We start from the raw sequence: 25,988 nt of genomic DNA on the forward strand, positions 1-25,988 counted from the left end.
AATCAGATAAAAAATAAGCCACCCAATGTGAGTGGCTTATACCGCAATTCAATACCGTTTTAGACGCGACGTCGCCAGCCTAATGTTGCAAGTAACATCAAAGCCCAATAAGAAACACTGCCACTACCTTCTGAGTTCTTGAATGTCGTTGTCTTCAAAGAAGCAACAACCGTCACGATAACTTCACCCGTAGCAGTGGCACCATGACCGTCTGAAACCGTATATTGCAGCTTGATGCCGTCAGTAGGGCTATCCGGTGCTTGAAAACGGATTTTGCCATTCTCTACACTCGCACTTCCCACACCCGTTACGTTCTGTACACTTTCTACAACCAGTTTATCGCCGTTCACATCCGAATCATTGCTCGCTGCATCAATCAGAATACTTTCACCAACGGCAACGGTCGCCGTATCTGCAAGCGTAAGTGGCGCTGCGTTTTTCATGGTTAAATCGACGGTAGCACTGGACGCTTCATTACTAGGATCAGTCACGGTTAAACGGAATGTCAGAACCTCACCCGCTTTTGCACCTTGAGGCACCGTAAAGCTTGTGCTAACACTGGTTGCATTGCCAAGAGAAACTGAAGTGCCAGCCAACTGCTCCCATTTATAACTCAACACATCACCATCAGCATCCGTACTATTTAACGCAGACAACGTGACTCGCTGCCCAACCGTCATGTCTTTATTATCAACATCAATCACGGCCACTGGCGCTTCGTTGCTGCCAAGCACTTCCACCTGCACATTCACGATTGAAGATGAGTACGCACCATCAACCGACAACAAACGATATTGGAAAGTGTCCAGACCAACGAAGTTAGTTTCAGGTTGGTACTGGTTGCCAGAGATGGTGCCGTGCTCAGGCTTCTGCACAATGTCCACATTGAACTGATACCCTACCGCCATGAAATCATTGTCCATCAGGTTCAGTTTGATTGGCGTATTTTTATTGGTTTGTAACGAATCAGATCTCGCTTCAACCAAGTTGCTCGCATCCACATTTAATAATGCTGCAAACGGAATATAAGAGAACCCGGCTTTTTCTAGACCAAACGTGCCAATCTCACTGTAATCACCAGTCCACATTACAGGTAGGGAGGCTTTTTCAGTTTTTAGCAAGCGGCCGAAGTCAAAGTTTGCATCAAATTGACCGCCTTCCAATTCAACGACCAATAAATGCTGACCCGCACTCAATTGGCTTGATTGAGGGAATAAAATTCGAGATGACTTTTGGAAGTTACCTTGCTGTAAAAGCTCAGCGTTGTTTTGATTCAATATTAATCGATAGCCAATGTTTCCAGAAAATGGGAATCGCCAAACTCGATAAGTCATGTCACTTTGAGCGCTATCTCTTTGCGCGTAAAGTTGAAGGCCATCAAGCTCTGTATCACTATTCAAGTCCAGTGACACCGCCAGAGTGTTACTCCCACTCGCGTACACATAACCTTGGTGAAGAGAGTTCAGCCATGCTGATTTATTTGGTTCGTTTGTATGTTCAAGAGAAAAACTACCACCGTTGGTGTTGCTGGCAATGTTGGAAATACGAACCCCAGTATCAAACCCTGTGATCGTTCTCAGACCCGGGGTCGATGTATCTGAAATGACATTGCCACCATTAGGGTATAAATCGTCAGCGTCACTCCTACCATCATTTTCTAACTCATTCAGACCATCAGCCTGCATGATTTGAACCTGCATCGCGCCAACATCATTAAAGCGGTTCTGGACATTGACCGACGTCGCCAGGATACCTTCAGCCGCCAATGCTCGGTCGTAACCGCTAAAGGTGCGATTTTCCAAGTAAACACGTGGGCCAAACTCTTTCAAGTACGGGTCGAGATACACCAGCTTGACATCGTCGTTGTTCACAGAAATAGGCGCTGGACTTTCATGAGTTACCGTTGGTACAACAAAACCAGCAGCGTGTTTGCTCCATGCACTCATGTTCACCGGAGTGTCACCAGCGTATGAATCTCCCGGTTTCTGCGCCCATGAACCGCCACCCATCACGCCCCAAGAGCCGATCGAGGCATCACTGTTCCTTGCGTACAAATCCGGTAAGCCAAGCATTAAGTGGCCAAGCTCGTGTACGATCACGCCCAAGGTCGCTTGATGATCAACTTGATAGTCAGCGAACACACAATAGTCTGTGATCTTTTTACCATCTAGTGTGACATCATCGTGAGAGAATTTGTGCGGCCAAATAGCAGGACGGTTGAGAACCCCTGTTGAACGATCGCCCCCCGCAAAAATAAACATGACAGAGAGTTCTGACGGTTCTACGGTACCATTTTGATTGCTGTCGTAGGCCGAAAGATTAAAGTATGGATCCAGTTTTTGATAAGCCTCGGTGAAAACCGCATTCAACTTGGCGGTGCATGTCTTATCAGTCGAACTAGAGTGACAGTTAGGGTGGCTTTGTGCCACAGTCACATCTATCACACCGTCATTGGCGGTGCCGTAACTCTCAAGTGCAGGAACAACTTTGAATTTACCTTGAGAGTTTTTATCAAAGTAATCCACAACGCTTTGACCATTGGTATTAAATACGCGTTGCTCAAAATCATGCACCATTGCTTGGTCATCAAACGAAACTTGCACAACCAATAGGGGCTGCTGCTTCACCGTTGAACTGCTCATCGCCTGGTAACCTTGCGCCGAACGCAGTAGGTTTTTTCGTGCCATCGGTTCAATGGTTTTTAGAGAAGATAATTGCGGTTTAACTTGTAAATCCGGGCGAAACCTCGCCGACTCAGGTGGCTCACTCGACTGCGTTTTCACCACACCTGTCGAGATCAATATTGGCGTGTCTGACTCGCGCTGAATCCGCGCGAAAAACCAAACGCCGTCTTCCTGAAGTAAGGCATTGCCCTGCTTATCTTCAAACCAGTGGAAATCTGCCGTTCCACGTAGAATTGCCTCACTGGAACTACCATCGCTCAACGCAATAGTATGCCAAACCGGTGATGGCGGAGTAGTTGCCATGCTCTTCCCTGCAAGAAGCGCAGTTAGCATAGCCATGGCGAGTGTGTTGAATTTCAAAGTACGACTCCATCTTTTCGATTCGTTAATTAATACCAAGCACAACAAACACAAAGTAACCCTATGGGCATAGAGTAAGACTGAGTGACTATTGACGAAGGCTGGTATCAATTCGCTCAGATAACACGACGTAGTTTGGTGTCACACTACAAAAGCGTCGGATTCCAAAACGCTGTTATGAGCGTAGCTTCTGAGAATATAAATTGAGTGAATGAATAGTATCGAAACGAAAGGAAGAAGAAATGAACTTCTACGAATTTGTAGGTAAAACTGGGCAACATTCCACATATTCTATAAATGTACGAGCACTGCTATTAATCAATGCTCGTAATGGTCGCGCGGCCATTGTTGAACGCTATATTAACCTGTAAGAACGGCGTCTTCTGGGTATTTGACCAAGGTAGGTTCAGGACGTGCCAACATGTAGGCAAGCGTGAGCGGCCCAATACGACCAATGATCATCACCACGATCATAATGTATTTACCAGGTTCAGAAAGTTCCGCAGTCAAACCGGCGGTGAGCCCCACTGTGGCAAATGCGGAAATGGTTTCAAACATAACCTTATCAAAGCTGGCCTTCTCGGTAAGCATCAATAAAAACATTGCGCTTGTCAGGATGGCTCCGCTCACAACGATAATTGCCAATGACTTAGTCACAGTTTGCCAATTTATGGTTCGCTTAAACATAACCACATGTTTCTTTTGGCGTAAAAAGGTCCACGTAGCCATAAACGCAACAGCAAATGTGGAAACTTTAATACCGCCCCCCGTTGAGGTGGAACCCGCTCCAATTAACATTAGAACAATCATGACCAGTAAGGCCGGCTGGGTAAACAACGCCAAGTCAACACTATTAAACCCTGCCGTTCGAGCACTCGCAGATTGAAAGAATGCCGCCAACCATTGCCCTGTTGCAGGTAAAGACGCCATTGTGTTTGGGTTGCTTCGCTCAAGTAACCAAAACATCATCGTTCCGACTAAGAGCAATATCGGTGTCGCAATCAGCATGATTTTGGTGTGAAGATGCAAAAAGTGGAAACCTTTGCGCCAGTTTAGCCAGATGTCACCCACAACAGTAAAACCAAGCCCGCCAAAAATGAATAGCCCCGCCAGTGTAAAGATAACCAACGGATCATTCACAAAGCTCATCATACTGTCAGAAAACAGCGCGAACCCAGCGTTGTTAAATGCAGAAATTGCATGAAACAAGGCGTAAAACATACCAGTCTTCCAGCCCATTTCAGGGACCCAGCGGATAGAGAGAAAAATAAACCCGATCGTTTCTGCAACAAGCGCGAAAACAACAATCCGCTTTACTAGTCGGTTTAGATTGACTTGCCGATCTTGCCCTAATGCTTCTTTCGCCAGCGCTTGTTGACGCAAACTCAAACGCACGCCGAACATATAGAGTAAGACCGCCGACAAAGTCATCTGCCCCAACCCACCGATTTGCATTAAAAACATCAGCAAGATTTTACCCGCAAGCGTAAAGTGTTGCCCAGTATCGACAACACCAAGCCCTGTCACACTAATAGCGGACGTTGCGGTAAACAAAGCATCCGTTATCGACAGGCCCGTAACAGAAAAAACTGGCAAGGTTAGCAATACCGCAGAAGGCAGTAAAACACCGAGAAAACTGAGCAATATAATTCGCGGTTCGTTGCCTTTCGCTTTCTCTTGTTTACCATCTGGTGCGTAAAAAACACCTTTCTGATGAAAATACGTCATAGCGATTTTAATTTATTTGCGAGCGCATCTTGAGGGCCGACCACAATAATTAGGTCACCAATTTCTAGTGCGGTATTAAGGTCAGGTGCCTTGGTAATTTCTGGCCCCCGTTTAAACCCTAGCACTTGCACGCCATCGACTTTGCACAGAGCCAAATCACTTAGTGTCTTACCCATCCAACGAGAGCCAATCACAAACTCCGTCATAGCTAAGCCACTGCCTAATGGGTGGAACTCAAGAACCCGTTTATCGAGCATTTTACGCGCGACACGTATCCCCATGTCACGCTCAGGCATGATAATGTGGTCTGCGCCAATTTTTTGCAGAACACGAGCTTGGAAGCGGTCGTTGGCTTTAACCCATACTGACTTTACTCCCGCCTCTTTAGCAATCAATGTCGCAAGAATACTGGCATTGACATCCGCTCCGATGGTAATCATCAAGTTTGAGCTCAGCAACCGTCTCTTCGTGAGTACAGTTAGCCACAACCGCCTGACTAACAAAACTGGCGGCTTCTTTAACTCTGTCTTCGTTGATGTCAACGGCTAAAACTTGAGCGCCTGAATCTTGTAACTCTTTACACACTGCCAAACCAAATCGGCCAAGACCAATAACGGCGAATTGCTTATCACCTGTTTTCATTTGTGCCCCATCTTATGCATTCATTAGCAAGCAAAAAAGTTTGCGCCCATTCCTTACCTTGTGCAAACCTGCGGACAGATAATTGACAAAAGCTTAACGCACCTTGATTCACTTTACGTGTTAAGCGTATGACACTGATTAACTTTTTTCCTCATTACCGAATAGAAACCGTCGCGATGGCTACATAATTGGATGCCTAAAAACGCAAAAAGCCGCAAGAATGCGGCTTTTAGATCATGGGATAAACTGGCTATTTTGATTCGCGCTTATCGTGCGGTTTACGTTTATTCTTAGGCACGTAATTTAAAATTGAAACTGGTACTGGCTTTCTTGGCGCAAAACCTTCAATTTCCACTCGCTCTAGCAAGTGCCCTAAACGACTTTCAATCATGCAGAGGTTCTTAAAGTCGTCTTTTGAAACCAGTGATATCGCCTCACCTTTCGCGCCAGCACGACCTGTACGACCAATACGATGTACATACTCATCCGCTGGGTAAGGTAAATCGTAGTTGATGACAACTGGCAGATTATCAATATCAATACCGCGCGCAGCAACGCCGGTTGCGACTAAGTACTGGATTTCACCCGCTTTAAACTTTTCTATTAATTCCTGGCGAACACGCTGATTACGGCCACTGTGGAATGCTTCTGCCACAATGCCACGTTTCTCAAGTTGGCTTACCAGTTTGGCTGCGCCGTGTTTAGTTTCAATAAATACCAGTACTTGCGACCAGTCATTTTCTTTAAGCAAGTGACTTAACAGCGACGACTTCATGTCTTTATCGACGGTCGTGATCCACTGTTTAATATTTGATTTTGAGGCACTGTGCTTTGCAATCGTGATCTCTTCAGGATCAATAATCGCATTTTTCGCCAAGTCACGAACAGGGTTAGATAACGTCGCTGAGAACAGCAAACTTTGCACATGTTCTGGCATACAGTCGACGATTTTGTCGATCGCATCGATGAATCCCATATCCAACATTTTGTCGGCTTCATCAAGCACTAGCATTTCCACTTCATCAAAGTGAATCGCGCGTTGACCGTACAGATCAATCAAGCGCCCAGGCGTGCTTACCACAATATCGACACCCTCGATCAAGGCTTGTTTTTGTGGTGCATAATCCACACCACCAAACATCGCCATTGAGCGTAATGGTAAGTTTTTACCATAAGCTTCAATACTTTGATGAACCTGAAGCGCAAGTTCGCGTGTTGGCGTTAGGATAATCGCACGAGCGCGTTTTTTACGTTGCGTTTCGCCTCGACTAAGCTTTTCTAAGATTGGCAGAACAAAACTGGCCGTTTTACCTGTGCCCGTTTGCGCTGCTGCAATTAAATTGCGGCCACGCAATACGATTGGAATGGCTTTTTGTTGGATAGATGTGGGTTTTTCATAACCTAGCGCTTTTACTGCATCAGCAATCGATGCGCTTAAACCAAGCTTAGAAAATGGCATAGAAAGGTCTCAACAGAGGAAATGGGCGCGTAGTGTATCAGAATCCCCGTGAAGTAACAGAAGGATTCATGCGCGAAAAACTAGGAACATGACACAATCTTAGCCCATGAAATTGGGCTGCAAACCTTTTTCTAATTTTTTCCTCACTTTGTAGGAAACATCATTAAGCGTGATTTTCCCCGTTTTGTGGCGGTCGATACCTGCATTCTGTCGATAGGCAATTGAGCCTTGTCTGAACAAAACGAAAGACGGCGGTTTACCAATCGCAGCAGGGTAGAGAATGGCCATGTAAGCATCTTCTAAGCTATTAATTTTATTTCGATAGGGCCAATAGTACGCTTTCACATAGTCAAGTTGTTCAAGCGCGCTCATTCTCGCAAGAGTCTTTGTGTTCACTCCTAATGACTCTGCGGTAGAGGGCATAAATTGAATTAACCCTGTAGCCCCGCTTCCGGAACCATTTTTGATGCTTGGACTGAAAGTTTCAGCAGTTTCAAATGCCATGCACGCCATAAGATGATTATGATTGATCTTTAGCTCTTTACTAATACGGATGACTTTAGATTTGAACTCTGGAGAAACTTTACCTCCCCACGCTACCGCGTTCTCGGGATCTGCAATCGAAGAGACCGTTGATGCGTCATGTTCTTCGACAATTTTAGAAAGTAGAGGAAGCGTTTGGCGTAGTCGATGGCTCGAACTCACCAAGCGAATTGATTTGGTAAGAAACTTGTCTTTTTTTTGGTGTAGTTTTTGGAACTTTACTAACTTATACAGTTGCTTATAAACCGTTTTCACAACGAAGCCAGATGTAGGGAACACTCCCAGAATGTAATCCATTTCCTACAAATTTAATATAAATATCAGCAATAGGAATTCTAGATGTGATCAATGTCACCATAAAAATTCTCAAATTCGATACACACCGATGTAAGTGGTCAATGTGTCTCCAACACGCTAGAAGTAAAAGTAAAGAGGCATTAAAAAGGTCTTACCAATTTTTTTGGTAAGACCTAGGTTTACTGATTCTCGGATAAGCGAATGTATATTCTTACAGTTCAGCTTCCCGAACCAGTTCTGCAAGCGTCGACAAACGCTGCTCACTTTGTTTTACGTAAGGGTTATTCGTATCCCAAGCATATCCAGCCAAAATCGCACTAATCATCTGTTTAATACGTGGGTTCGGGTTTTGATAGAAAATCACATCTTGCAACGTGCCGTTGTACCAGCCTTCCACATAAGTGCGGAATGTGTTCACTCCCACCATTAAGCGTTGCGAGTACTCTTCTTGCCAACCAACCTTTTCACCATTCAGCTGACGAACCACGCAGTCCGCTGCAAACTCTGCCGATTTCATGGCGATAGTGACACCCGATGAAAATACAGGATCAAGAAACTCACCTGCATTACCAAGCAACGCGTAGTGCTCTGTCGCTAAACGTTTGACGTTAGCAGAATAGCCACCCAACTCGCCTGCTGGATTCGGGTAATTCGCATTTCGCAACAAAGAAGCCAAACCCGGCTCTTCATTGGCTAACTGCTGCAACGCTGCAATCTTATCTTCTGGGTATTGTTCGAAAAATTCTGGCTCACCCACCACACCAAACGAACAAGTACCATTAGAGAATGGGATTAGCCAGTACCATACGTCGTGATTTTCAGGATGAACTGAAATTAAAATTTTGTTGCGGTCGTATTCCGGCTCTTGGGGAGAGATATGATCTTCGATATGGGTAAAGATCGCTTTTCTAGGCGGAAGACAAGAAGGTTCTTCTAGCTCCAACAAGCGTGGCAAAACACGCCCAAAGCCACTTGCATCCAACACAAAATCTGCTTCGATTTGATAAGCCTTCTTATTTGAGTCGAGCACTTCTAATCGAGACTTTTTCCCTTCAAACACTAGATTGAGCAGTTCATGCTGATAGCGAATCTCTACGCCTTGCTCTTCAGCGCTATCTGCCAATACTTTATCAAAGCTGGCACGTTGAACCTGAAACGTCGTGCCCGGTCCTGGCGTGTATTTGTTTGTAAAGTCGAACTGGGTGTATACGCCATTACGACGAAATGCAGCACCATCTTTATACTGGAAGCCAAACTGCTTTACTGCATTGGTCATTCCTGCTTGTTCAACAACTTCCATACATGCAGGGAGTAGGCTTTCTCCTATGGAAAAACGTGGAAAAGTCGCTTTTTCTAAGACAACAACATCTATGCCACGCGATTTTAATAAGGCAGAAACGGTTGAACCTGATGGCCCCGCTCCTACGACAACAACTTGCTTGAGCTCTGTTTTCATTCTGAATTTAGTTTGCTTGTAGTTTTAATAAGGTATGACCAAGGCCAATATTGTCGGTTCTTTCAACGACAGATAAACCTGCCGCTTCGACAATTTCTAAGAAATCATCACTGCGATAAAAGCGACTATTACCGTTAGCTAAACAGGTAAAATAAAGAGAAGTGGCATTAAGGCTATAGGAAGCTCCCGCGTATTTTTGAGCATCCCAAAACAGCTCCAATACGTAAATAGTATCTCCCTTCGTTAACTGGGCTTTAACTTTTTTAAGGATATTGAGGATCTCAATTGGGGAAAAGCAATCCAAGAACTGGCTCATCCACCATACGTCAGCATGCTCAGGCAATGTTTGTGCTTTATCAAGCATGTTTGCAGGGTATGGACGTACACGCTCGACGAACTGGTTTTCTGAAACATTCTTCATCGCTACTTCTAATTGTTGCGGTAAATCAACAATCGTCACTTGAACGTCAGGGTCATGTTTACAACACTGAATCGCCCATTTTCCCGTATTTCCGCCAATATCCACAAGATGCTTTGGCTTGCTTGCAAATACCTCTTTAAGCAGAAGTGGGAACGAGCGATCCGAATAGAAATGATCGAACTTAAACCAGCTCTGTTTGGCTTGTTCTGGTAACGTCGATAGACCTTGATAGATGGTCTCCCAATTGCCCAACTCTTTCAAACCAGACGGTTTACCTTCTTGAATTGCTTCCGTCAAATGCATCATCGCGGCGTAACAAACATCTGCCGTAAAATCCATGTTTGCATTCGTCATACCATCATGAAGAAGGTAAAAACCAAGGTTTGCAAGCGAATAGTTAGGTCGTTCCCATAAAACAATATGCGCACTAATCGCCATATCCAACAGTACTTTAACACCATATTCTGATACTCCCGTTTTCTCGGCAATATCTGTGGCACTCATGCCTTGTGCGCCAGCGCTGTCTAAAGCGGCTAAAATACCTAAATCTCGAAGCGTTTTGGCGGTCTGGAACACGATTGGTGCAAAAGATAACTTCTGAGCTTCTGTCTTCGCTTCAAAAGCATTAAAAGGGTCATTATTTTGATTTAACACGGAAAAACCTAACTGCAATTAATAGTTTTATTGTTGAGATTGATTGCCCAACAATGCAATAGCTCGCTGAATATCAACATTCAAGTTGTTTACCCAACGATTGTAATTGCGGTGGATTTTGCCATCACTTGCTTTGAGATTTACTGAGTTGAGATAAATAATTGAGTAATATTTATTATTGTATGGGATTTTTACTTCTGCAGAGTGTTTACGAACGTGGATTTTTGCAATAAGAACACCAGGGCTTACTTCTTCGATCGTCCAGCCTCGGTTAGTTGCTGATTGCACTATGGCCATTTTTACTTGTTTATTTTGAAGATCATAAGCAACTGGAGTATCCTCCACATTCATTACAGGTTGTACTCGTCCACAACCAACAAGAAGCAAAGTTAATAATAACGAGACATACAGCTTAAAACGCGACATGATAATTTCCTTTTTATTGTGAATTTGGGTCAACCCCAATTTGTATCGAGCTGTAAAATAAACAATTTAACCCAATATGCCAAACTCGAAGATCAACATTTCGTTCAATATTGATGCGTGGACAGCGAATTCATTCGGTTTATCCGAATCCAATGAATGGAAACAATGGGCAACAGAGATAAAATGGCCAGAAGATGGCAAAATCAATGTTGCAAATATTCCTGCGATGATGCGCAGAAGAATGAGCCCACTCAGTAAACTGGCGGTACAAACTGCAATCGAAATGCTTAATCAACATCAAGTTGATTACCTTGTATTTTCAAGCCGTCATGGTGAACTGCATCGCAGCGTCGCACTAGTTGAAGATATAATTAATGGAGAAGAGGCGTCTCCGATGGCTTTTTCTCAATCGGTGCACAATACCGCCGCAGGGCTTGCCACTATCGCAACTAAACAACCCATTCCCCTAACTTCTATCGCTGCGGCAGAAAACACATTCCAAAGCGCAATATTAGAAGCATGGCTGTTTTTGTCCGACAATCCTGACAAAAAAGTGCTGCTTGTTGATTTTGATGAGCCTATGCCTGACTCTTATTTAGAATATGAAAACCAACAATACCAAGGGTTTGGACTTGGCTTAATACTTTCTCATGGAGACAATTTCGCGATACAAAGCTCCATAAACGCAGAACGTTCCGGTCATCCTCTTCCTCAAGGTTTAGTATTTTTGCAACAATACTTGTTAGATAAAAGCCAGTGGACTATTTTCGCTCCGCATCAAGCTTGGGAATGGCACAAAAAATGACTCGCTTAAATCAGTATTGGCGTGTGCTAGCAACAGGCTTTTGTTTTTCAGTATTTGGGTTAGGTGGTTTAGTACTGAGTTTCATTGTTATTCCGACCATTCGTATTTTTGTTTCAGACCAAACGGAACGCGAATATAAAGTTCAGGGTGCGATTCGATATTCATTCAACACATTTTGTAAATTGATGAAGCTAAGTGGCGCAATCGATTATCAAATTATTGGTGCCGATATTCTTCAACAAGATCGTAATTGTTTAATTGTTGCCAACCACCCTAGTTTAATCGATTACGTTCTCATTGCTTCACAATTAAATCGCTGCGACTGTTTAGTAAAATCGGCAATATGGTCGAATCCTTTTATGAAGCACATCGTAAAAGCAGCCGGATATATTCCCAATGAAGCACCGGATGATTTATTAGCACTTTGTGATGAACGATTTAACAAAGGCAACGTGTTGCTTATATTCCCTGAAGGAACAAGAACAACACCAGGTGTAGAGCCGAAATTACAACGCGGTGCAGCACAAATTGCGGTAAGAACAGAACGAGATTTAAGAGTTGTCCATATTACGGTAACGCCAAGTTTCCTCACAAAAGAGAAAAAATGGTATCAAGTACCGGCAACAAAGCCCTTTTTCAGGGTTGAAGTTAAGGATAAAGTTGAGATTACCCCCTTTATAAAGCAAACTACGTCGCCGACAATAGCGGCGCGACGCTTACAACAGCACCTAGCTGAAAACATTTTTCCAGAAAACTTTTATTAATAAGCAGGTCCCAGTGGAACAGTTACACAACGACATTAAGCAACTTATTATTGATGCTTTAAACCTTGAAGATTTAACCGTAGATGATATTGAAACGGATGCACCACTTTTTGGTGATGGACTTGGCTTAGATTCTATCGACGCGCTTGAGCTTGGACTCGCAATAAAAAAACAATACAACATCGTTATTGATGCCGACGACTCAAATACGCGCGAACACTTTGCGTCTGTAGCAAATCTAGCGAAATACGTTTCTTCTCAAACTAATGAATAAGTTGTAGGTATATTCATGACTGATGTAAATAAAGGTCAAGTATTTGAACAAGTTAAAGATGCGCTTGTTGAGCTGTTCGAAATTGATGCAGCCGACATTCAATCAGATGCGCACTTATACCAAGATCTCGATCTTGATAGCATTGACGCCGTTGATTTGGTCGTACACCTACAGAATGTCACTGGCAAAAAAATCAAGCCGGCAGAGTTTAGTACAGTAAGAACCGTCGACGATGTGGTTAACGCTGTTACTGAGTTATTGAAGGAAAGTTAATGCGCCAATTGCTGACTGGTCTGTCTGCAATTGTACTGTTTGCCTACCCCTTCGCCGTCTATTTCGGTATAGATAAATTTGGCTTGAACTTAGTTGGGGGCTTGTTAATTGCTGCGTTACTTTTGCGTGTTTTCGTCGCAAATAAGACCCCACTAAAAGAGTTTAAGTTCTTGGCGCTCGTTACGGGCGCTGTTGGCATTGTCCTAATTACGCTTGGCATGGTGTTTAAACAACATGGGTGGCTTCAGTTTTACCCTGTCGTTGTCAATGTATGTATGCTGTGTGTATTTGGACTGAGCTTAAAACAGCCGCAATCGATCATAGAGAGGCTTGCTCGCTTGCAAGAACCCGACCTTCCGGCTAGTGGCGTGACTTACACTCGCAAAGTGACGATGGTTTGGTGCGCCTTTTTTACGCTCAACGCTGCTGTTGCACTCTATACCTGTTTCCTACCAGTAAAAATATGGACGCTTTATAACGGCCTCATCAGCTACTTACTTGCTGGTGGCTTGTTCGCTGGAGAATGGATCGTGCGTCAATTTGTTCGAAAGGAACACTAATCGTATGAATACAACGTATTCGAGCTTTACCTCCCTAGCGACCTTGTTCATCGCAGAGAGGTCTGAGCAATCCCCAGTCTCTTACGAGCGCGACACGGTTATCACGTGGGGTGATTTCCAGCAGCACGTCGCAACACTTGCTCAGCAGTTAGAAACCCAACCAACGCAAAACATTGCGTTGTGTTTTGGCAACAGCTACCTGTTTGCCGTTGGCTTTTTTGCTTGTAGTTATGCAGGAAAATCCATTGTATTACCTGGTAATTACCAACCAGAAGCACTCAAAGAGCTCAGTGAGCACTACGATTTGTTGCTGCATGATGCCGATGTCTCGGTTCCAGAACTGGTGAGCTCGCTTTTGATCGAAGCTCAATCATTGCTAGAAACCACCGTGATTAACGAGTCAGAGGCCAAACAACCTTATTTTTGGCGTGAATTAAACCTGGCGGAAATACCGGTAACGCTATTCACTTCGGGTTCAAGCGGCACACCAAAAGCCATTGCAAAAACGCTGAAACAGCTCGACATCGAAGTTTCTATTCTAGATAACCTATGGGGCGACACGGTTGCCAGCACACGCGTTGAAAGCACCGTTTCTCATCAACACATTTACGGCTTGCTGTTCCGCGTATTGTGGCCTTTGTGCTCTGCACGTCCATTTTCAGCACACAACCTTGAGTTCCCAGAGCAAATTGTCCATCACGCTGATGCTGACACCACGCTAGTAAGCAGCCCTGCGTTACTAAAACGACTCAGTGAAGAGCACAATCCGGTTGCGATTCGGTGTGTATTTTCTTCTGGTGGCCCTTTGCCAAACCAAGCGGCGCAGCACAGCCAGCAGTTGTTTGGGTCACTTCCTATTGAAGTTTTTGGCAGCACAGAAACCGGCGGCATCGCTTACCGTCAGCAGCACGTAGCCAGCACTCCTTGGACGTTATTCCCTGGTGTTGAAGCCGAGCGTAACCATGAGAATTGTTTAAAGCTCCGCTCGCCACACATTGATGAAAACACTTGGTACCAAACTGCGGATGAATGCTATTTCCATGATAGTATTTCTTTTGAATTGCGTGGACGCACTGACCGAATCGTCAAAGTCGAAGAAAAGCGTATTTCCCTTGTCGAAGTGGAAAAACGTTTAGAGCAATTGCCGTGGGTTCAAGAAAGCGTGGTGATCCCAATGGAAGAATCTGGTCGCCTCACGTTAGTCTCGATCATCGTACTTAACGATAAAGGCAGCGATGTGCTTAATGAACTTGGTAAAGGCAAATTTTGGCTTGAGCTTCGCAAGGCACTGCGCAATTGGCTAGAACCGATCGCTATCCCGAGAAAATTCCGAGTGGTCGACGAAATTCCATTGAACAGCCAAGGCAAACGCCAAGTTGCTGAAATTGAAAAACTATTCCAATAAAGCTAGTAACATGGATAAAAGAAAACCAACCATTCAGAATATTGAAGTGAGTGACCACACCGCGGAGCTTTCGCTGCGTGTGGATGCTGACATCTTAGATTTCCAAGGTCATTTCAGTCACTTTCCTCTTTTACCCGGCGTCACTCAAATTGACTGGGCGTTGTTCTGCGCCGTTCAATATTTGAACACTCCCAAGGTATTTAAAGGAATGGAAGTCATCAAATTTCAAGAGCCGATTCTGCCAAACGCCGACGTTTGTCTCTCACTCTCTTGGGACAATGAGCGCGAGAAATTGACCTTTAAGTACACATCGAAAAACGGTGAAACCTTGGTGACTCACTCTTCAGGCAAAATGAAACTGGGTGAGTCACGTGAGTGATTACCGTCCCTGCTTTTTAATTCCTTGCTACAACCACGGCAGCACAATTGCAGACGTGGTTGCGTCGTTATCCTCTTTCGATTTGCCAGTGCTTGTCGTGGACGACGGCAGCAATGAAGACACCAAACAAGCGCTTTCAGCGTTGAGTGAGCAAGGGCTGATAAAACTGATTAGTTTGAGCGAAAACCAAGGTAAAGGTGGCGCGGTGATGGCTGGCCTACATCAAGCTCACCAACTTGGTTTTACGCACGCCATTCAAATCGACGCAGATGGTCAACACGACCTAGAAGCACTACCAAAATTGCTCAGCGCCAGCGAAACAAAACCAGATAACCTGATTTCTGGCCAACCGATATACGACGCGAGCGTACCTAAAGCCCGTCTGTATGGTCGCTACGCTACGCACATTTGGGTGTGGATAGAAACCTTGTCACTGTCTATCAAAGACAGCATGTGCGGTTTTCGCGCCTACCCAGTGGCGAAAACGGTCGCCGTGTTGAACAAGTACAACATCGGCAAACGCATGGATTTTGATATCGAGATTCTGGTGCGAATGTACTGGGAAGGCGTCGATATTGATTTTGTTCCAACGCGCGTGATCTACCCTGAAGGTGGCATTTCCCACTTCGACGCATTGTGGGATAACGTCAAGATAAGCTGGATGCACACTCGCCTATTTTTTGGCATGTTGCCGCGTATACCCTCGCTACTCGCCAGAAAGCGCCGTCACACAGACGACAGCAATGCCCACTGGTCGAAACGAAAAGAACAAGGCACGATTTTAGGCATCAAAACCTTGCTCGCGGTTTACCGCTTGTTCGGTAGAAAAGCGTTCGACCTGATTTTAAAGCTAGTCATGCGCTACTACCACTTCACGGGTAAATCTGCCCGTGAAGCGTCTGAGGTTTACCTGAACAACTTACAGCACTACGCAGCGCAGCAGAACATCGCACTGCCAAAGCAGTTGGACAGCTATCATCATCTGCTTTCCTTTGGGCGAACCATGCTCGACAAACTGGCTGCCTGGCAAGGTGACTTTAACGTCGATAACCTAACCATTCACGGCCAGCATCATTTCGAAGAGATGGCGCAGAAAAAACAAGGCGTGCTCATTTTAGGCTCGCACCTTGGCAATATCGAACTCTGCCGCGCGCTTGGTCGTCGACACTCTCATGTCAAAATCAACGCCTTGGTATTTACCCAACACGCTGAACAATTTAATGCGGTAATGAAGGCGGTAAACCCAAACTCGGAACTGAATTTGATTCAAGTCAGCTCAATGGGACCAGACACCGCGATTCTGCTTCAACAAAAAATCGAGCAAGGCGAATGGGTGGTGATCGTTGGCGATCGCACTTCTACCAGCAAAGAAAATCGTGTCGTTTGGGCAGATTTTCTTGGTAAACCAGCGCCATTTCCGCAAGGCCCATTCATGCTGGCCTCGGTATTAAAAGCGCCGGTTTATCTACTCTTCGGCCTACGCGACGATGAAGCAAACACTCCGCATTTTAATGTGTACTTTGAACACTTTAGTGACCAAATCACGCTACCGCGCAAGGAACGTCAGCAGGCACTAGAACACGTTGTTCAACAGTACGCACAAAGATTAGAACACCACACACTGCAAGCGCCGTTACAGTGGTACAACTTTTTTAACTTCTGGACTTTAAGTAATCAGCCACATGACAAACAACAATAATCACAACATCACTTTTGGTGCCCAATCTTTAACCATCGAAGATGTCGTTGCCATTGCTCAAGGTGCAAAGGCACACATGAACACCTCGCCAGAATTTACCGCGAAAATTGATCGTGGCGTGGCGTTTCTGGAACGATTACTGAAGGAAGAAGGCGTTATTTACGGCGTGACCACGGGTTACGGCGATTCATGCACTGTGGCGATTCCACCTGCTCTTGTGGATGAACTTCCGTTGCACCTTACGCGCTTCCATGGCTGTGGCTTAGGTCAAATCCTTTCTCATGAGCAAGCTCGTGCGGTGTTGGCGACACGTTTATGTTCATTGTCGCAAGGCGTATCTGGCGTGTCTCACGGTCTGTTGAACCAAATCGTTACGCTTATCAATCACGATATTGCGCCGCGTATTCCACAAGAAGGCTCTGTGGGCGCAAGTGGCGATTTAACGCCTCTGTCTTACCTAGCAGCGACCTTAATTGGCGAGCGTGAAGTGCTTTACAAAGGCGATGTGCGACCAACACAAGAAGTGTTTGCAGAGCTGGGCATTGAGCCAATTCGCCTAAAACCAAAAGAAGGTTTGGCGTTAATGAACGGTACATCCGTGATGACTGCCCTCGCCTGTCTTGCCTACAAACGCGCAGAATACCTAACGCAGCTGTGCACCAAGATTACCGCGATGGTCTCTGTGGGTATGCAAGGTAATGACTTCCACTTTGATGAAGCGTTGTTTGCGGTAAAACCTCATCCTGGTCAACAGCAAGTTGCGGCTTGGCTGCGTGATGATCTCAATGCTGAGCGTCCGCCACGCAATAGCGACCGACTGCAAGATCGTTACTCGCTACGTTGTGCGCCACACGTCATTGGCATGGTGCAAGACTCACTGCCTTGGCTACGTCAATTGATTGAGAATGAACTAAATAGTGCCAACGACAATCCAATCATCGATGGCGACAATGAGCGCGTTCTGCACGGCGGTCACTTCTACGGTGGTCATATCGCAATGGCGATGGATACGTTGAAAGTGAACATTGCCAACTTAGCTGATTTGCTGGATCGTCAGATGGCGCAATTGATGGATTACAAGTTCAATAACGGCCTGCCATTTAACTTAACCGGTGCAGAAGGCGAGCGTAAACCGATCAACCACGGCTTTAAAGCGGTTCAGATTGGTATCTCAGCTTGGACGGCAGAAGCGTTGAAAAACACCATGCCAGCAAGCGTTTTTTCTCGCTCAACCGAATGTCACAACCAAGACAAAGTGAGCATGGGCACCATCGCGGCTCGTGATTGCTTACGCGTACTTGAGTTAACAGAGCAAGTTGCTGCGGCTTCACTCCTAGCAAGCGTTCAAGCGGTTGAGATTCGTCGCCGTCATAACGAATTGGACGAACACCACATGAGTCAGAGTTTGCGAGTAATTCGTGACGCCGTACTGAGCGAGTTTGAGTTTGTGATTGAAGATCGCCCGTTAGAACAAGATTTGCGTCATTTCATTGAACGCATTCAGCAACGTCATTGGCCACTCTACGTGGAGGTATAATGCAAGAGCAGGTTCTCTACCCATTAGAAGCGGAGGTGACTATGGTCACCTCATTCCAAGATGCTGACCCGATGGGCGTGATTTATCACGGCAACTTCTTTCGATATTTTGAAGAAGCGCGTCGTGTGCTGATGGAGAAGCTCCAATACAGCTATCGCGATATGCAAGACTCTGGGTACATGTGGCCGATCATCGATACGCGCGTTAAATACGTGAAGGCGATTCCGTTTAATCACACCATTCGTATTACCGCGCAACTCACGGAGTGGGAAAACCGCTTACGTGTGGATTACGTGATTTACGACGCCGAAACGAATCAACGTATGTGCAAAGCGCATACAACGCAAGTCGCCGTATCCATTGAAAAGCAAGAGATGTGCTTTGTGTCTCCAGCAGTCTTTTTAGATAAAGTAGAGCAATGGCACAACCATGGGAGCCGGAACTAATGCAAAAGTGGTTACTCTCTTTTTTGTTGATATTTTCTGTTCCAGCACTGGCCACACCGACAGCAAACGTAACGGATTTGGCGTCGCTTCAACAGCAGTTGTCTCAGCATGAAATCGTACGCGGAGATTTTACGCAGCAGCGTCATCTGGAAATGTTTAGTCAACCTTTAACCTCTAAAGGTCAGTTCACACTGAGCAAAACACATGGCTTGTTGTGGCAACAAACAGAACCTTTCGCAGTCAATTTGGTATTGACGGAAAACAAACTTCGTCAGACTTTTGCCGACCAAGCTCCGAAAACGATCTCTGCAGAAGAAAACCCAATGGCGTTCTACTTTAGCCATGTGTTTTTATCCGTGTTCCACGGGGATACTTCTGCACTGCAAGAACAATTCACACTCGATTTTTCAGTTGAGAACAATCATTGGCAGCTCGTTTTAGTGCCCAAACAGTCGCCATTAAATGCGGTGTTTCAATCCATCACTCTTTCCGGTAAAACGCACATTGATCGCCTAACCCTACAAGAGCTGCGCGGCGATAAAACCGAAATCACGTTTACGAACCAGACCTCTCTACCTCAGGAACTCACGGATGCCGAAGACGCTCAATTCCGTTTCTAAACTCAGTCTTGGCACTCACACCTTTGCTCTGGTTTGGCTCAATCTCGTTGTTTTAGCGGGCGCGTTGCTACTCAAACAATGGGTTTGGAGTGCAGAATCTCCGATTGAGACCAACATTTTAAAACTGCTGCCGAAGAACCAACAAAACCCGGTGGCTGAGCAAGCCTTTGAGTCGGTCTCGGCAAGTATGAGCGACAAAGTCATTTTCGTGATCACAGCGCCGGACAAAAATGCCCTTTTTGCAGCGGCCGCTGAATTTGATAAGGGGTTACGCCAAAGTAATCATTTTCGCGATGTGGTAGGAAAAATCTCACCTCAAGAACAGCAAGCTTGGGCGAGTTACTACTTTAAGCACCGCTTCCAATTGCTGACGCCTGAACAACGAGAGCGTTTAAGCCAAAATCCAGAACAGCAAGTGCAGCATGTGATTCAGTCGCTGTACAACCCGTTTTCTGGGGTGACTGGGCAAGAGTTACAAAATGACCCTTTCTTGCTATTTCGTGATTATTTAAGCCAAGTTACCCAGCAATCGTCCTCTTTCCGATTGGATAACGGCTATCTGTCCGTCGAAAAAGGCGATGCTCAATACTTGCTTATTACTGCCGAACTAAAAGACTCGCCTTATAGCCTAACTGGGCAGCTTGCAGTCCCTGATATTCAAGCGCTAGAACAAAGCGTCGCGCAGAAATATGGCGCTGAAGTCGCACATACTGGCGTTCTATTTTACGCCGACTTTGGTACGCAAAGTGCAAAATCGGAGATCAGCACCATCGGTGTATTCTCTCTACTCGGTATCATTGCATTGTTCTTGCTGGTCTTTCGGAGTGTGATGCCGCTGTCTCTGGCACTGCTTTCCATCACCATTGGTTTGCTCGTTGCGTTGTCAGTGACAACGTGGATTTTTGGAAAAGTCCATCTGTTCAGTTTAGTGTTTGGCGCAAGTTTAATCGGCGTGTCTATCGACTACGCATTCCACTACCTAACCGAACGTCTTGCGGCGGGAAATGAATGGGATAGCGAGCAAGGATTAAAGCATATTTTCATAGCTATCACACTTGGCTTAATCACCAGCTTGATCGGCTATTTGGGCATGTTAGTGGCACCGTTTCCTGGTTTGCAGCAGCTTGCTCTGTTTTCATCCATTGGTCTGATTGCCGCTTACGTCACCGTGGTGGCTTGGTATCCGATACTGGCTCGTAACCCATCGCGATCCATTTCGACATTACCGGGACAATCACTGTTGGCGAAATGGTTAACGCTTTGGAATCAACCTCGAATTAAAGTCGGATTGCCGATGTTATGTGTGGTTGCGAGTGGCTTTTTCTTGCTGCAATTGAACTACGATGACGACATTCGTCTACTGCAAACGATGCCGAACGATCTCAAGCAGCAAGAAACCTTGATTACGACGCTTAGTGGCATGCAATCTTCGCAGCAAATGTTGGTCGTTACCGCCGACGATGACGAAAACCTAATGAAAAAGCTGGAGTCTTTGACGCCAACATTAGAAGCGTGGAAAGCGGACAGCACCATCGAAAGCTACCAAAGTCTGAGCCGCTACTTGAGCTCGGTGGAGCGTCAGCAACAAGACTATCAATTGATTCGCGATCTTTACGCGACACAATCCAGCCCACTAGCTTCCGGACTGAGCTTAAGTAAAAAGCCTAAAATGGACGCCGACTTTATCCCTGTCACGGTTGATCAGTACTTGCAAAACCCAGTATCAGCGCCTGTGCGTTTTCTCCATTTGGGTAAGATCAAAGGAAAATCTGCAACGGTAGTGGTGTTAAACCAATTGCAAGACTCCGCCGTTGTTAAGGCATTTGCCAAATCGCAGTCTGATGTTGTTTATCTAAACAAAGCTGAGGAAATATCCGCCCTATTTGGTGAATACCGAATCAAAATCATGGAACTATTGGCAGCCGCCAGTGCTGTGATCTTTCTGGTATTAATCAAGCGGTACGGTCTGCAACACAGTTGGCGAGTTTTACTGCCATCATTGATTGCTTGCGCCTGCGGTCTGGCAACGGCAGTCGCGATGGGAACAACATTAAACCTATTCAACTTGCTTGGCTTGGTGCTCATTCTTGGTATCGGGATCGATTACACTCTGTTCTTTGCCGAGAAAGCCCGCAGCGTGAGCACACTATTGGCGATCACCCTTTCGGCAATAACCACTGTGCTGTCATTTGGGTTGCTATCACTCAGCCAAACTCACGCGATTCACAGTTTCGGCATTACGGTGTTAAGTGGTATTTTTGTTGCTTGGCTGCTCTCTCCGATTGCGATTAAAACAGAGGAAACGACGTCATGATTTTTAACCATGCTTTTCGCTGCGCGACGTTAATCGTACTGAGTCTGTTTTTAAGTGCATGCAGCTTGGTCCCTCACCAATCGACGCCTCTGGTCGACATTGCCGAGCACACCCAAGTTAGCTTGCCCACTCCCGCAAGCTTGGGCTATCAGTTGTCTGCCAGTCAGTTAATTACGGCTTCTTGGGCAATAGATGGTAAAACCACATCTGAGCAACTTCCGGTACAACTGCAAGTGACCAACAACGAAGTGGTGTTGGCAGGCTTTTCATCCTGGGGGACAAGAGTACTCTCACTGTCTTACGATGGAGAACAAATTCAAACCGAAGTGCTCAACGGTTTACAAGGTTCGCTACCGCAGCCAGAACAGGTATTATTTAACCTGATGATCACGCTCTGGCCGAGTTCCGCTTGGGAAGGATCGTTAAATGAGGTAAGGTGGCGAATTATTGATAAAAATAATTCTCGCGCCATCTTTGATAGCGACGGTGAAAAGATCATTGAGATTCAATACAGCTCTTCTAACAAGTTAGAGGGTAAGATTGATTTTCATCACCTCAAACATCAGTTTTCAATTTCTATTCAAACACTGCAACATCAGATTAATTAAGAACAATTTAGAATAACAATATGCCTATTCGCTCTTCTCAACCTTTGTATATTCAGGCCTGTGGCTTTCACTCTGCCATGGGACAAGATGATGCGCTCATCCACCAGTGTTTATCGGGAGCGAAGCCATCCAACATGGTGGTTGACCGAGATATTTTAAATTCAGGCCGCCAAACAGTAATCGGTCGAATCGCACAGACGTTACCGCAATTACCACCCGCACTCAGCCAGTTTGATACGAGAAACAACCGCCTCGCACTTTCGGCTTTGCAGCAAATCGAAGGCGACGTGCGTGACGCCATTGCTAAATATGGTCGTGACCGTATCGCAGTCGTGATCGGCACCAGCACATCTGGCATTTCAGATGGCGAAATCGCATTTGGTGAAAAGCTGGCAAAGGGTAATTTTCCTGCCGACTACCATTACACCAAACAAGAGCTTGGCAACTGCAGCGATTTTATTGCCGCCTACTTTGATTTGAGCGGCCCACATTACTCAGTTTCAACCGCCTGTTCTTCTAGTGGCCGTGTCTTTTTAACCGCGCAACGCCTGATTCGCTCTGGCATTGTTGATGCAGTTATTGTGGGTGGTGTGGATACCATTTGTCGCCTCACACTAAACGGCTTTAACGGTTTAGAAGCTCTATCCGATACCCTTTGTAAGCCGTTTGACCAACATCGCAACGGCATCAATATCGGTGAAACCGCAGCATTAATGTTGCTAAGCAAAACACCTGCGCCCGTTGCTCTTCTCGGAGCTGGCGACAGCTCAGACGCACACCATATTTCCGCACCACATCCAGAAGGGTTAGGCGCAGAAGAAGCGATGAAAAAAGCGTTGGCCAATGCAGGACTTACAGCGCAAGACATTGGTTACATCAACGCGCATGGCACAGCAACGCCGTTAAACGATGCGATGGAAAGCAAAGCCATTCATCGCTGCTTTGGTGACTCCGTTCCCGTAAGCTCGACAAAGCCACTTACCGGACACACATTAGGCGCAGCAAGTGCAACGGAAGCCGCGATCGCTTGGCATATTCTCAAGTACAACCTTGATTTGCCAATACAACACTGCGAAACCAAAGCAGACGATATCCATATATCGTTAGTTGAGACGCCAACCAAACTGGGTAACAAAGCGATTCTCAGCAACTCTTTTGCTTTTGGTGGCAATAATATTAGTCTTATTTTTGGTTACGCTCATGACTAAACTTCCTCCCATCGAACAACTTTTGCCACACGACAAACCAATGATCTTGGTCGATCGTGCTTTGGATGTTCAACAAGATACGATTCACTGCCAGGTTGATATCGCAGAACACAACCCGTTCTTCGACTCGGCCTCTCAAACTGTGCCAGCTTACGTTGGCATTGAGTTTATGGCGCAATCTGTCGCGGCGTGGTCTGGTTACCACGCATTAATGAAGGAACAAGCGCCACCGATTGGCTTTTTGCTTGGTAGCCGTCGATACACGTCTGAATTCGATACGTTTTCTCGCGGACAGGTGCTCGATGTGTATGCTGAAAAAGTTATGGAAGATAACGGTATGGCGGTTTTTTCAGCCCGTATTGAGCTACAAGGAACTGTTGTAGCGACTTGCCAATTGAACGTTTACGTTCCATCAGAAGAAAAATTACAAGAAATGAAAATCAGGAGTCAACAATGACCCGACAAGTCCTCGTTACAGGTGCCAGCAAAGGCATCGGTAAAGCCATTGCCGTTCAATTAGCCAAAGATGGTTTCCAAGTCATTATCCATTACATGGGCGATCAACAAGGCGCGCAAGACACCCTAAACACCATCGAACAGCATGGTGGTAGCGGTCGTCTTATCCAATTCGACATCAGTGACCGTGCAGATTGTCGTGAGAAGCTAGAAGCCGATATCGCCGAACACGGCGCTTACTATGGCGTCGTAAACAACGCTGGCATCACAAAAGATACCGCTTTCCCTGCGATGACCGAAGAAGAATGGGATGGTGTGATTCATACCAACTTAGATAGCTTCTACAACGTTCTTCACCCTTGTGTTATGCCAATGGTGCAAAAGCGCAAAGGCGGCCGAATTGTTACCCTTGCATCAGTCTCTGGCCTAATGGGGAATCGTGGTCAAACTAACTACAGCGCAGCGAAAGCGGGCGTAATTGGTGCAACAAAATCACTCGCGCTTGAACTGGCAAAACGCAAAATCACCGTCAACTGCGTTGCTCCAGGGCTTATCGACACAGGCATGGTAGACGAACACGTGAAAGAACACGCGATGCCGCAAATTCCTTTGCGCCGCATGGGAGAGCCAGAAGAAGTTGCTGGTTTAGTCAGTTACCTTATGTCTGACATCGCAGGCTATGTAACTCGCCAAGTCATTTCGGTAAACGGAGGCCTAGTATGAGCCGTCGAGTTGTTGTAACCGGAATGTCAGGCGTGACTGCGTTTGGTAACGATTGGCAATCTGTCGAGCCAAAACTGCGTGACTGCCAGAACGCGACGCAATACATGCCTTCTTACGAACAGTATGATGGTTTGAACACCAAGCTCGCGGCACCCATTTTAGATTTTGAACTGCCAAAGCACTACAAGCGCAAGCAAGTACGCGGCATGGGGCGTGTTTCCAAATTGGCGACCGTCGCAACAGAAAACGCACTAAGCCAAGCAGGTTTGATTGGTAACGACGTGCTAACCAACGGTCAAACGGGTATCGCATACGGCTCATCAACAGGCAGTACCGACGCAATCGGTGCATTTGGTGTCATGCTAAATGAGAAAACCACTAAAGCGATCACCGCAACGACTTACGTGCAGATGATGCCGCATACTACGGCAGTGAACGTTGGTCTATTTTTCGGTTTGAAAGGCCGAGTGATCCCAACCAGCAGTGCATGTACTTCTGGCAGCCAAGCAATCGGCTATGCCTACGAAGCGATCAAACACGGCTACCAAACGGTGATGGTTGCTGGTGGCGCTGAAGAATTGTGCCCAACGGAATCTGCTGTCTTCGATACCCTTTTTGCCACCAGTCTAAAGAATGAAGACCCGAAAAGCACACCAAGACCTTATGACTCCGATCGCGATGGTTTGGTGATTGGTGAAGGTGCGGGAACACTGGTTCTGGAAGAGTACGAACACGCCGTCGCTCGTGGCGCGAAAATCTATGCAGAAATCATCGGTTTTGCCAGCAACTGCGATGCCGCACACGTCACTCAACCACAGATGGAAACCATGCAAATCTGTATGGAAATGGCTTTGCAAAACGCGGGCATTCCTTCTGAGAAGATCGACTATGTATCTGCTCACGGCACTGCCACCGACCGCGGCGATATTGCGGAAAGCAACGCAACAGCGAATGCTCTGGGCAAAGTGCCAATCAGTTCACTCAAGAGCTACTTTGGCCACACACTAGGCGCCTGTGGCGCGATTGAAGCGTGGCTAGGTTTAGAAATGATGCACACAGGTTGGTTTAACCCAACGCTCAACCTAGAAAACCTCGACGAGCAATGTGGTGATTTAGACTACATCGCCGGACGAGGTCGAGAGCTGGACGTGAAATATTTGATGAGTAACAACTTCGCCTTTGGCGGCATCAACACCTCCATCATCTTTAAAAAGATGTAATGCCCTTAGTAAATGCAAAAGCGCTGG

General features: G+C 46.0%; 24 protein-coding genes and 1 pseudogene. 17 read left to right on the forward strand and 8 right to left on the reverse strand.

Annotated features, from left to right (window positions below):
- Positions 1–59 precede the first annotated feature (59 nt).
- The 8 genes and pseudogenes from R7Z77_RS13300 to R7Z77_RS13335 all read right to left on the reverse strand — a co-directional run bounded on the left by R7Z77_RS13300 (position 60) and on the right by R7Z77_RS13335 (position 10,670).
- Complete coding sequence (locus R7Z77_RS13300; RefSeq protein WP_198039101.1) at positions 60–3,044, reverse strand: M6 family metalloprotease domain-containing protein; 2,985 nt, start codon at positions 3,042–3,044, stop codon at positions 60–62.
- Positions 3,045–3,404: 360 nt separating this feature from the next.
- Entirely contained in the window at positions 3,405–4,772 is a 1,368-nt protein-coding gene (locus R7Z77_RS13305; RefSeq protein WP_064353721.1) for a TrkH family potassium uptake protein, read from the reverse strand.
- Positions 4,769–5,414: pseudogene (locus R7Z77_RS13310) on the reverse strand (potassium channel family protein). The gene R7Z77_RS13305 and the pseudogene R7Z77_RS13310 overlap by 4 nt, the downstream one beginning before the upstream one ends.
- Before the next feature lie 250 nt (positions 5,415–5,664).
- Complete coding sequence (locus R7Z77_RS13315; protein ID WP_053303272.1) at positions 5,665–6,873, reverse strand: DEAD/DEAH box helicase; 1,209 nt, start codon at positions 6,871–6,873, stop codon at positions 5,665–5,667.
- Positions 6,874–6,972: 99 nt separating this feature from the next.
- Complete coding sequence (locus tag R7Z77_RS13320; protein WP_132936508.1) at positions 6,973–7,713, reverse strand: transglycosylase SLT domain-containing protein; 741 nt, start codon at positions 7,711–7,713, stop codon at positions 6,973–6,975.
- Positions 7,714–7,924: 211 nt separating this feature from the next.
- The gene (locus tag R7Z77_RS13325; protein WP_025766964.1) at positions 7,925–9,169 is read right to left on the reverse strand and encodes an NAD(P)/FAD-dependent oxidoreductase; all 1,245 of its coding nucleotides are present in this window, start codon (positions 9,167–9,169) and stop codon (positions 7,925–7,927) included.
- A gap of 7 nt (positions 9,170–9,176) precedes the next feature.
- On the reverse strand, positions 9,177–10,244 hold the full coding sequence (locus R7Z77_RS13330; RefSeq protein WP_053307501.1) for a class I SAM-dependent methyltransferase: 1,068 nt from the start codon (positions 10,242–10,244) through the stop codon (positions 9,177–9,179).
- A 27-nt stretch (positions 10,245–10,271) separates the two neighbouring features.
- On the reverse strand, positions 10,272–10,670 hold the full coding sequence (locus tag R7Z77_RS13335; protein ID WP_005382272.1) for a hypothetical protein: 399 nt from the start codon (positions 10,668–10,670) through the stop codon (positions 10,272–10,274).
- A 76-nt stretch (positions 10,671–10,746) separates the two neighbouring features.
- Here R7Z77_RS13335 and R7Z77_RS13340 point away from each other — a divergent pair, with 76 nt between their 5' ends.
- From R7Z77_RS13340 to R7Z77_RS13420, 17 genes are read left to right on the forward strand one after another with little or no spacing between them, the layout of a single operon-like run.
- Entirely contained in the window at positions 10,747–11,475 is a 729-nt protein-coding gene (locus R7Z77_RS13340) for a beta-ketoacyl synthase chain length factor (protein ID WP_054865733.1), read from the forward strand.
- A complete protein-coding gene (locus R7Z77_RS13345; RefSeq protein WP_005388305.1) occupies positions 11,472–12,239 on the forward strand; it encodes a lysophospholipid acyltransferase family protein in 768 nt (255 codons plus the stop codon). Before R7Z77_RS13340 ends, R7Z77_RS13345 begins: the two co-directional genes overlap by 4 nt.
- A 13-nt stretch (positions 12,240–12,252) precedes the next feature.
- Positions 12,253–12,513 carry a phosphopantetheine-binding protein gene (locus R7Z77_RS13350; protein WP_005382278.1) on the forward strand — a complete coding sequence of 87 codons (261 nt, stop codon included), beginning with the start codon at positions 12,253–12,255 and terminating at the stop codon, positions 12,511–12,513.
- Between the two features lie 15 nt (positions 12,514–12,528).
- The gene (locus tag R7Z77_RS13355) at positions 12,529–12,786 is read left to right on the forward strand and encodes an acyl carrier protein (RefSeq protein ID WP_318136703.1); all 258 of its coding nucleotides are present in this window, start codon (positions 12,529–12,531) and stop codon (positions 12,784–12,786) included.
- Positions 12,786–13,346 (forward strand): hypothetical protein, encoded by a 561-nt coding sequence (locus R7Z77_RS13360; protein WP_132936505.1) that lies wholly within the window; start codon positions 12,786–12,788, stop codon positions 13,344–13,346. Before R7Z77_RS13355 ends, R7Z77_RS13360 begins: the two co-directional genes overlap by 1 nt.
- 4 nt (positions 13,347–13,350) lie before the next feature.
- A complete protein-coding gene (locus R7Z77_RS13365; RefSeq protein ID WP_213967342.1) occupies positions 13,351–14,751 on the forward strand; it encodes an AMP-binding protein in 1,401 nt (466 codons plus the stop codon).
- Between the two features lie 10 nt (positions 14,752–14,761).
- Positions 14,762–15,130 (forward strand): 3-hydroxyacyl-ACP dehydratase, encoded by a 369-nt coding sequence (locus R7Z77_RS13370; protein ID WP_132936503.1) that lies wholly within the window; start codon positions 14,762–14,764, stop codon positions 15,128–15,130.
- Positions 15,123–16,829: a glycosyltransferase family 2 protein gene (locus R7Z77_RS13375; RefSeq protein WP_165935336.1), complete on the forward strand. Its 1,707-nt coding sequence runs from the start codon at positions 15,123–15,125 to the stop codon at positions 16,827–16,829. The genes R7Z77_RS13370 and R7Z77_RS13375 overlap by 8 nt, the downstream gene beginning before the upstream one ends.
- Positions 16,813–18,366 (forward strand): histidine ammonia-lyase, encoded by a 1,554-nt coding sequence (hutH, locus tag R7Z77_RS13380; RefSeq protein WP_064376293.1) that lies wholly within the window; start codon positions 16,813–16,815, stop codon positions 18,364–18,366. Before R7Z77_RS13375 ends, hutH begins: the two co-directional genes overlap by 17 nt.
- Positions 18,366–18,812, forward strand: coding sequence for an acyl-CoA thioesterase (locus tag R7Z77_RS13385; RefSeq protein WP_064376294.1), 447 nt, complete (start codon positions 18,366–18,368; stop codon positions 18,810–18,812). The genes hutH and R7Z77_RS13385 overlap by 1 nt, the downstream gene beginning before the upstream one ends.
- Positions 18,812–19,432, forward strand: a complete 621-nt coding sequence (locus R7Z77_RS13390) for a LolA family protein (RefSeq protein WP_064376295.1) — start codon at positions 18,812–18,814, stop codon at positions 19,430–19,432. Before R7Z77_RS13385 ends, R7Z77_RS13390 begins: the two co-directional genes overlap by 1 nt.
- Entirely contained in the window at positions 19,404–21,746 is a 2,343-nt protein-coding gene (locus R7Z77_RS13395) for an MMPL family transporter (protein WP_064376296.1), read from the forward strand. The genes R7Z77_RS13390 and R7Z77_RS13395 overlap by 29 nt, the downstream gene beginning before the upstream one ends.
- Positions 21,743–22,354 carry a DUF3261 domain-containing protein gene (locus R7Z77_RS13400; RefSeq protein WP_054578010.1) on the forward strand — a complete coding sequence of 204 codons (612 nt, stop codon included), beginning with the start codon at positions 21,743–21,745 and terminating at the stop codon, positions 22,352–22,354. Before R7Z77_RS13395 ends, R7Z77_RS13400 begins: the two co-directional genes overlap by 4 nt.
- Before the next feature lie 20 nt (positions 22,355–22,374).
- Entirely contained in the window at positions 22,375–23,562 is a 1,188-nt protein-coding gene (locus R7Z77_RS13405; RefSeq protein WP_054578011.1) for a beta-ketoacyl-[acyl-carrier-protein] synthase family protein, read from the forward strand.
- Positions 23,555–24,019, forward strand: a complete 465-nt coding sequence (locus tag R7Z77_RS13410) for a hotdog family protein (RefSeq protein ID WP_213967339.1) — start codon at positions 23,555–23,557, stop codon at positions 24,017–24,019. Before R7Z77_RS13405 ends, R7Z77_RS13410 begins: the two co-directional genes overlap by 8 nt.
- Positions 24,016–24,741: a 3-oxoacyl-ACP reductase FabG gene (fabG, locus tag R7Z77_RS13415; protein ID WP_182016613.1), complete on the forward strand. Its 726-nt coding sequence runs from the start codon at positions 24,016–24,018 to the stop codon at positions 24,739–24,741. Before R7Z77_RS13410 ends, fabG begins: the two co-directional genes overlap by 4 nt.
- Complete coding sequence (locus R7Z77_RS13420; RefSeq protein ID WP_182016615.1) at positions 24,738–25,961, forward strand: beta-ketoacyl-ACP synthase; 1,224 nt, start codon at positions 24,738–24,740, stop codon at positions 25,959–25,961. The genes fabG and R7Z77_RS13420 overlap by 4 nt, the downstream gene beginning before the upstream one ends.
- Positions 25,962–25,988: the final 27 nt, after the last annotated feature.

It is taken from the genome of Vibrio sp. 1401 (genome assembly GCF_033340295.1).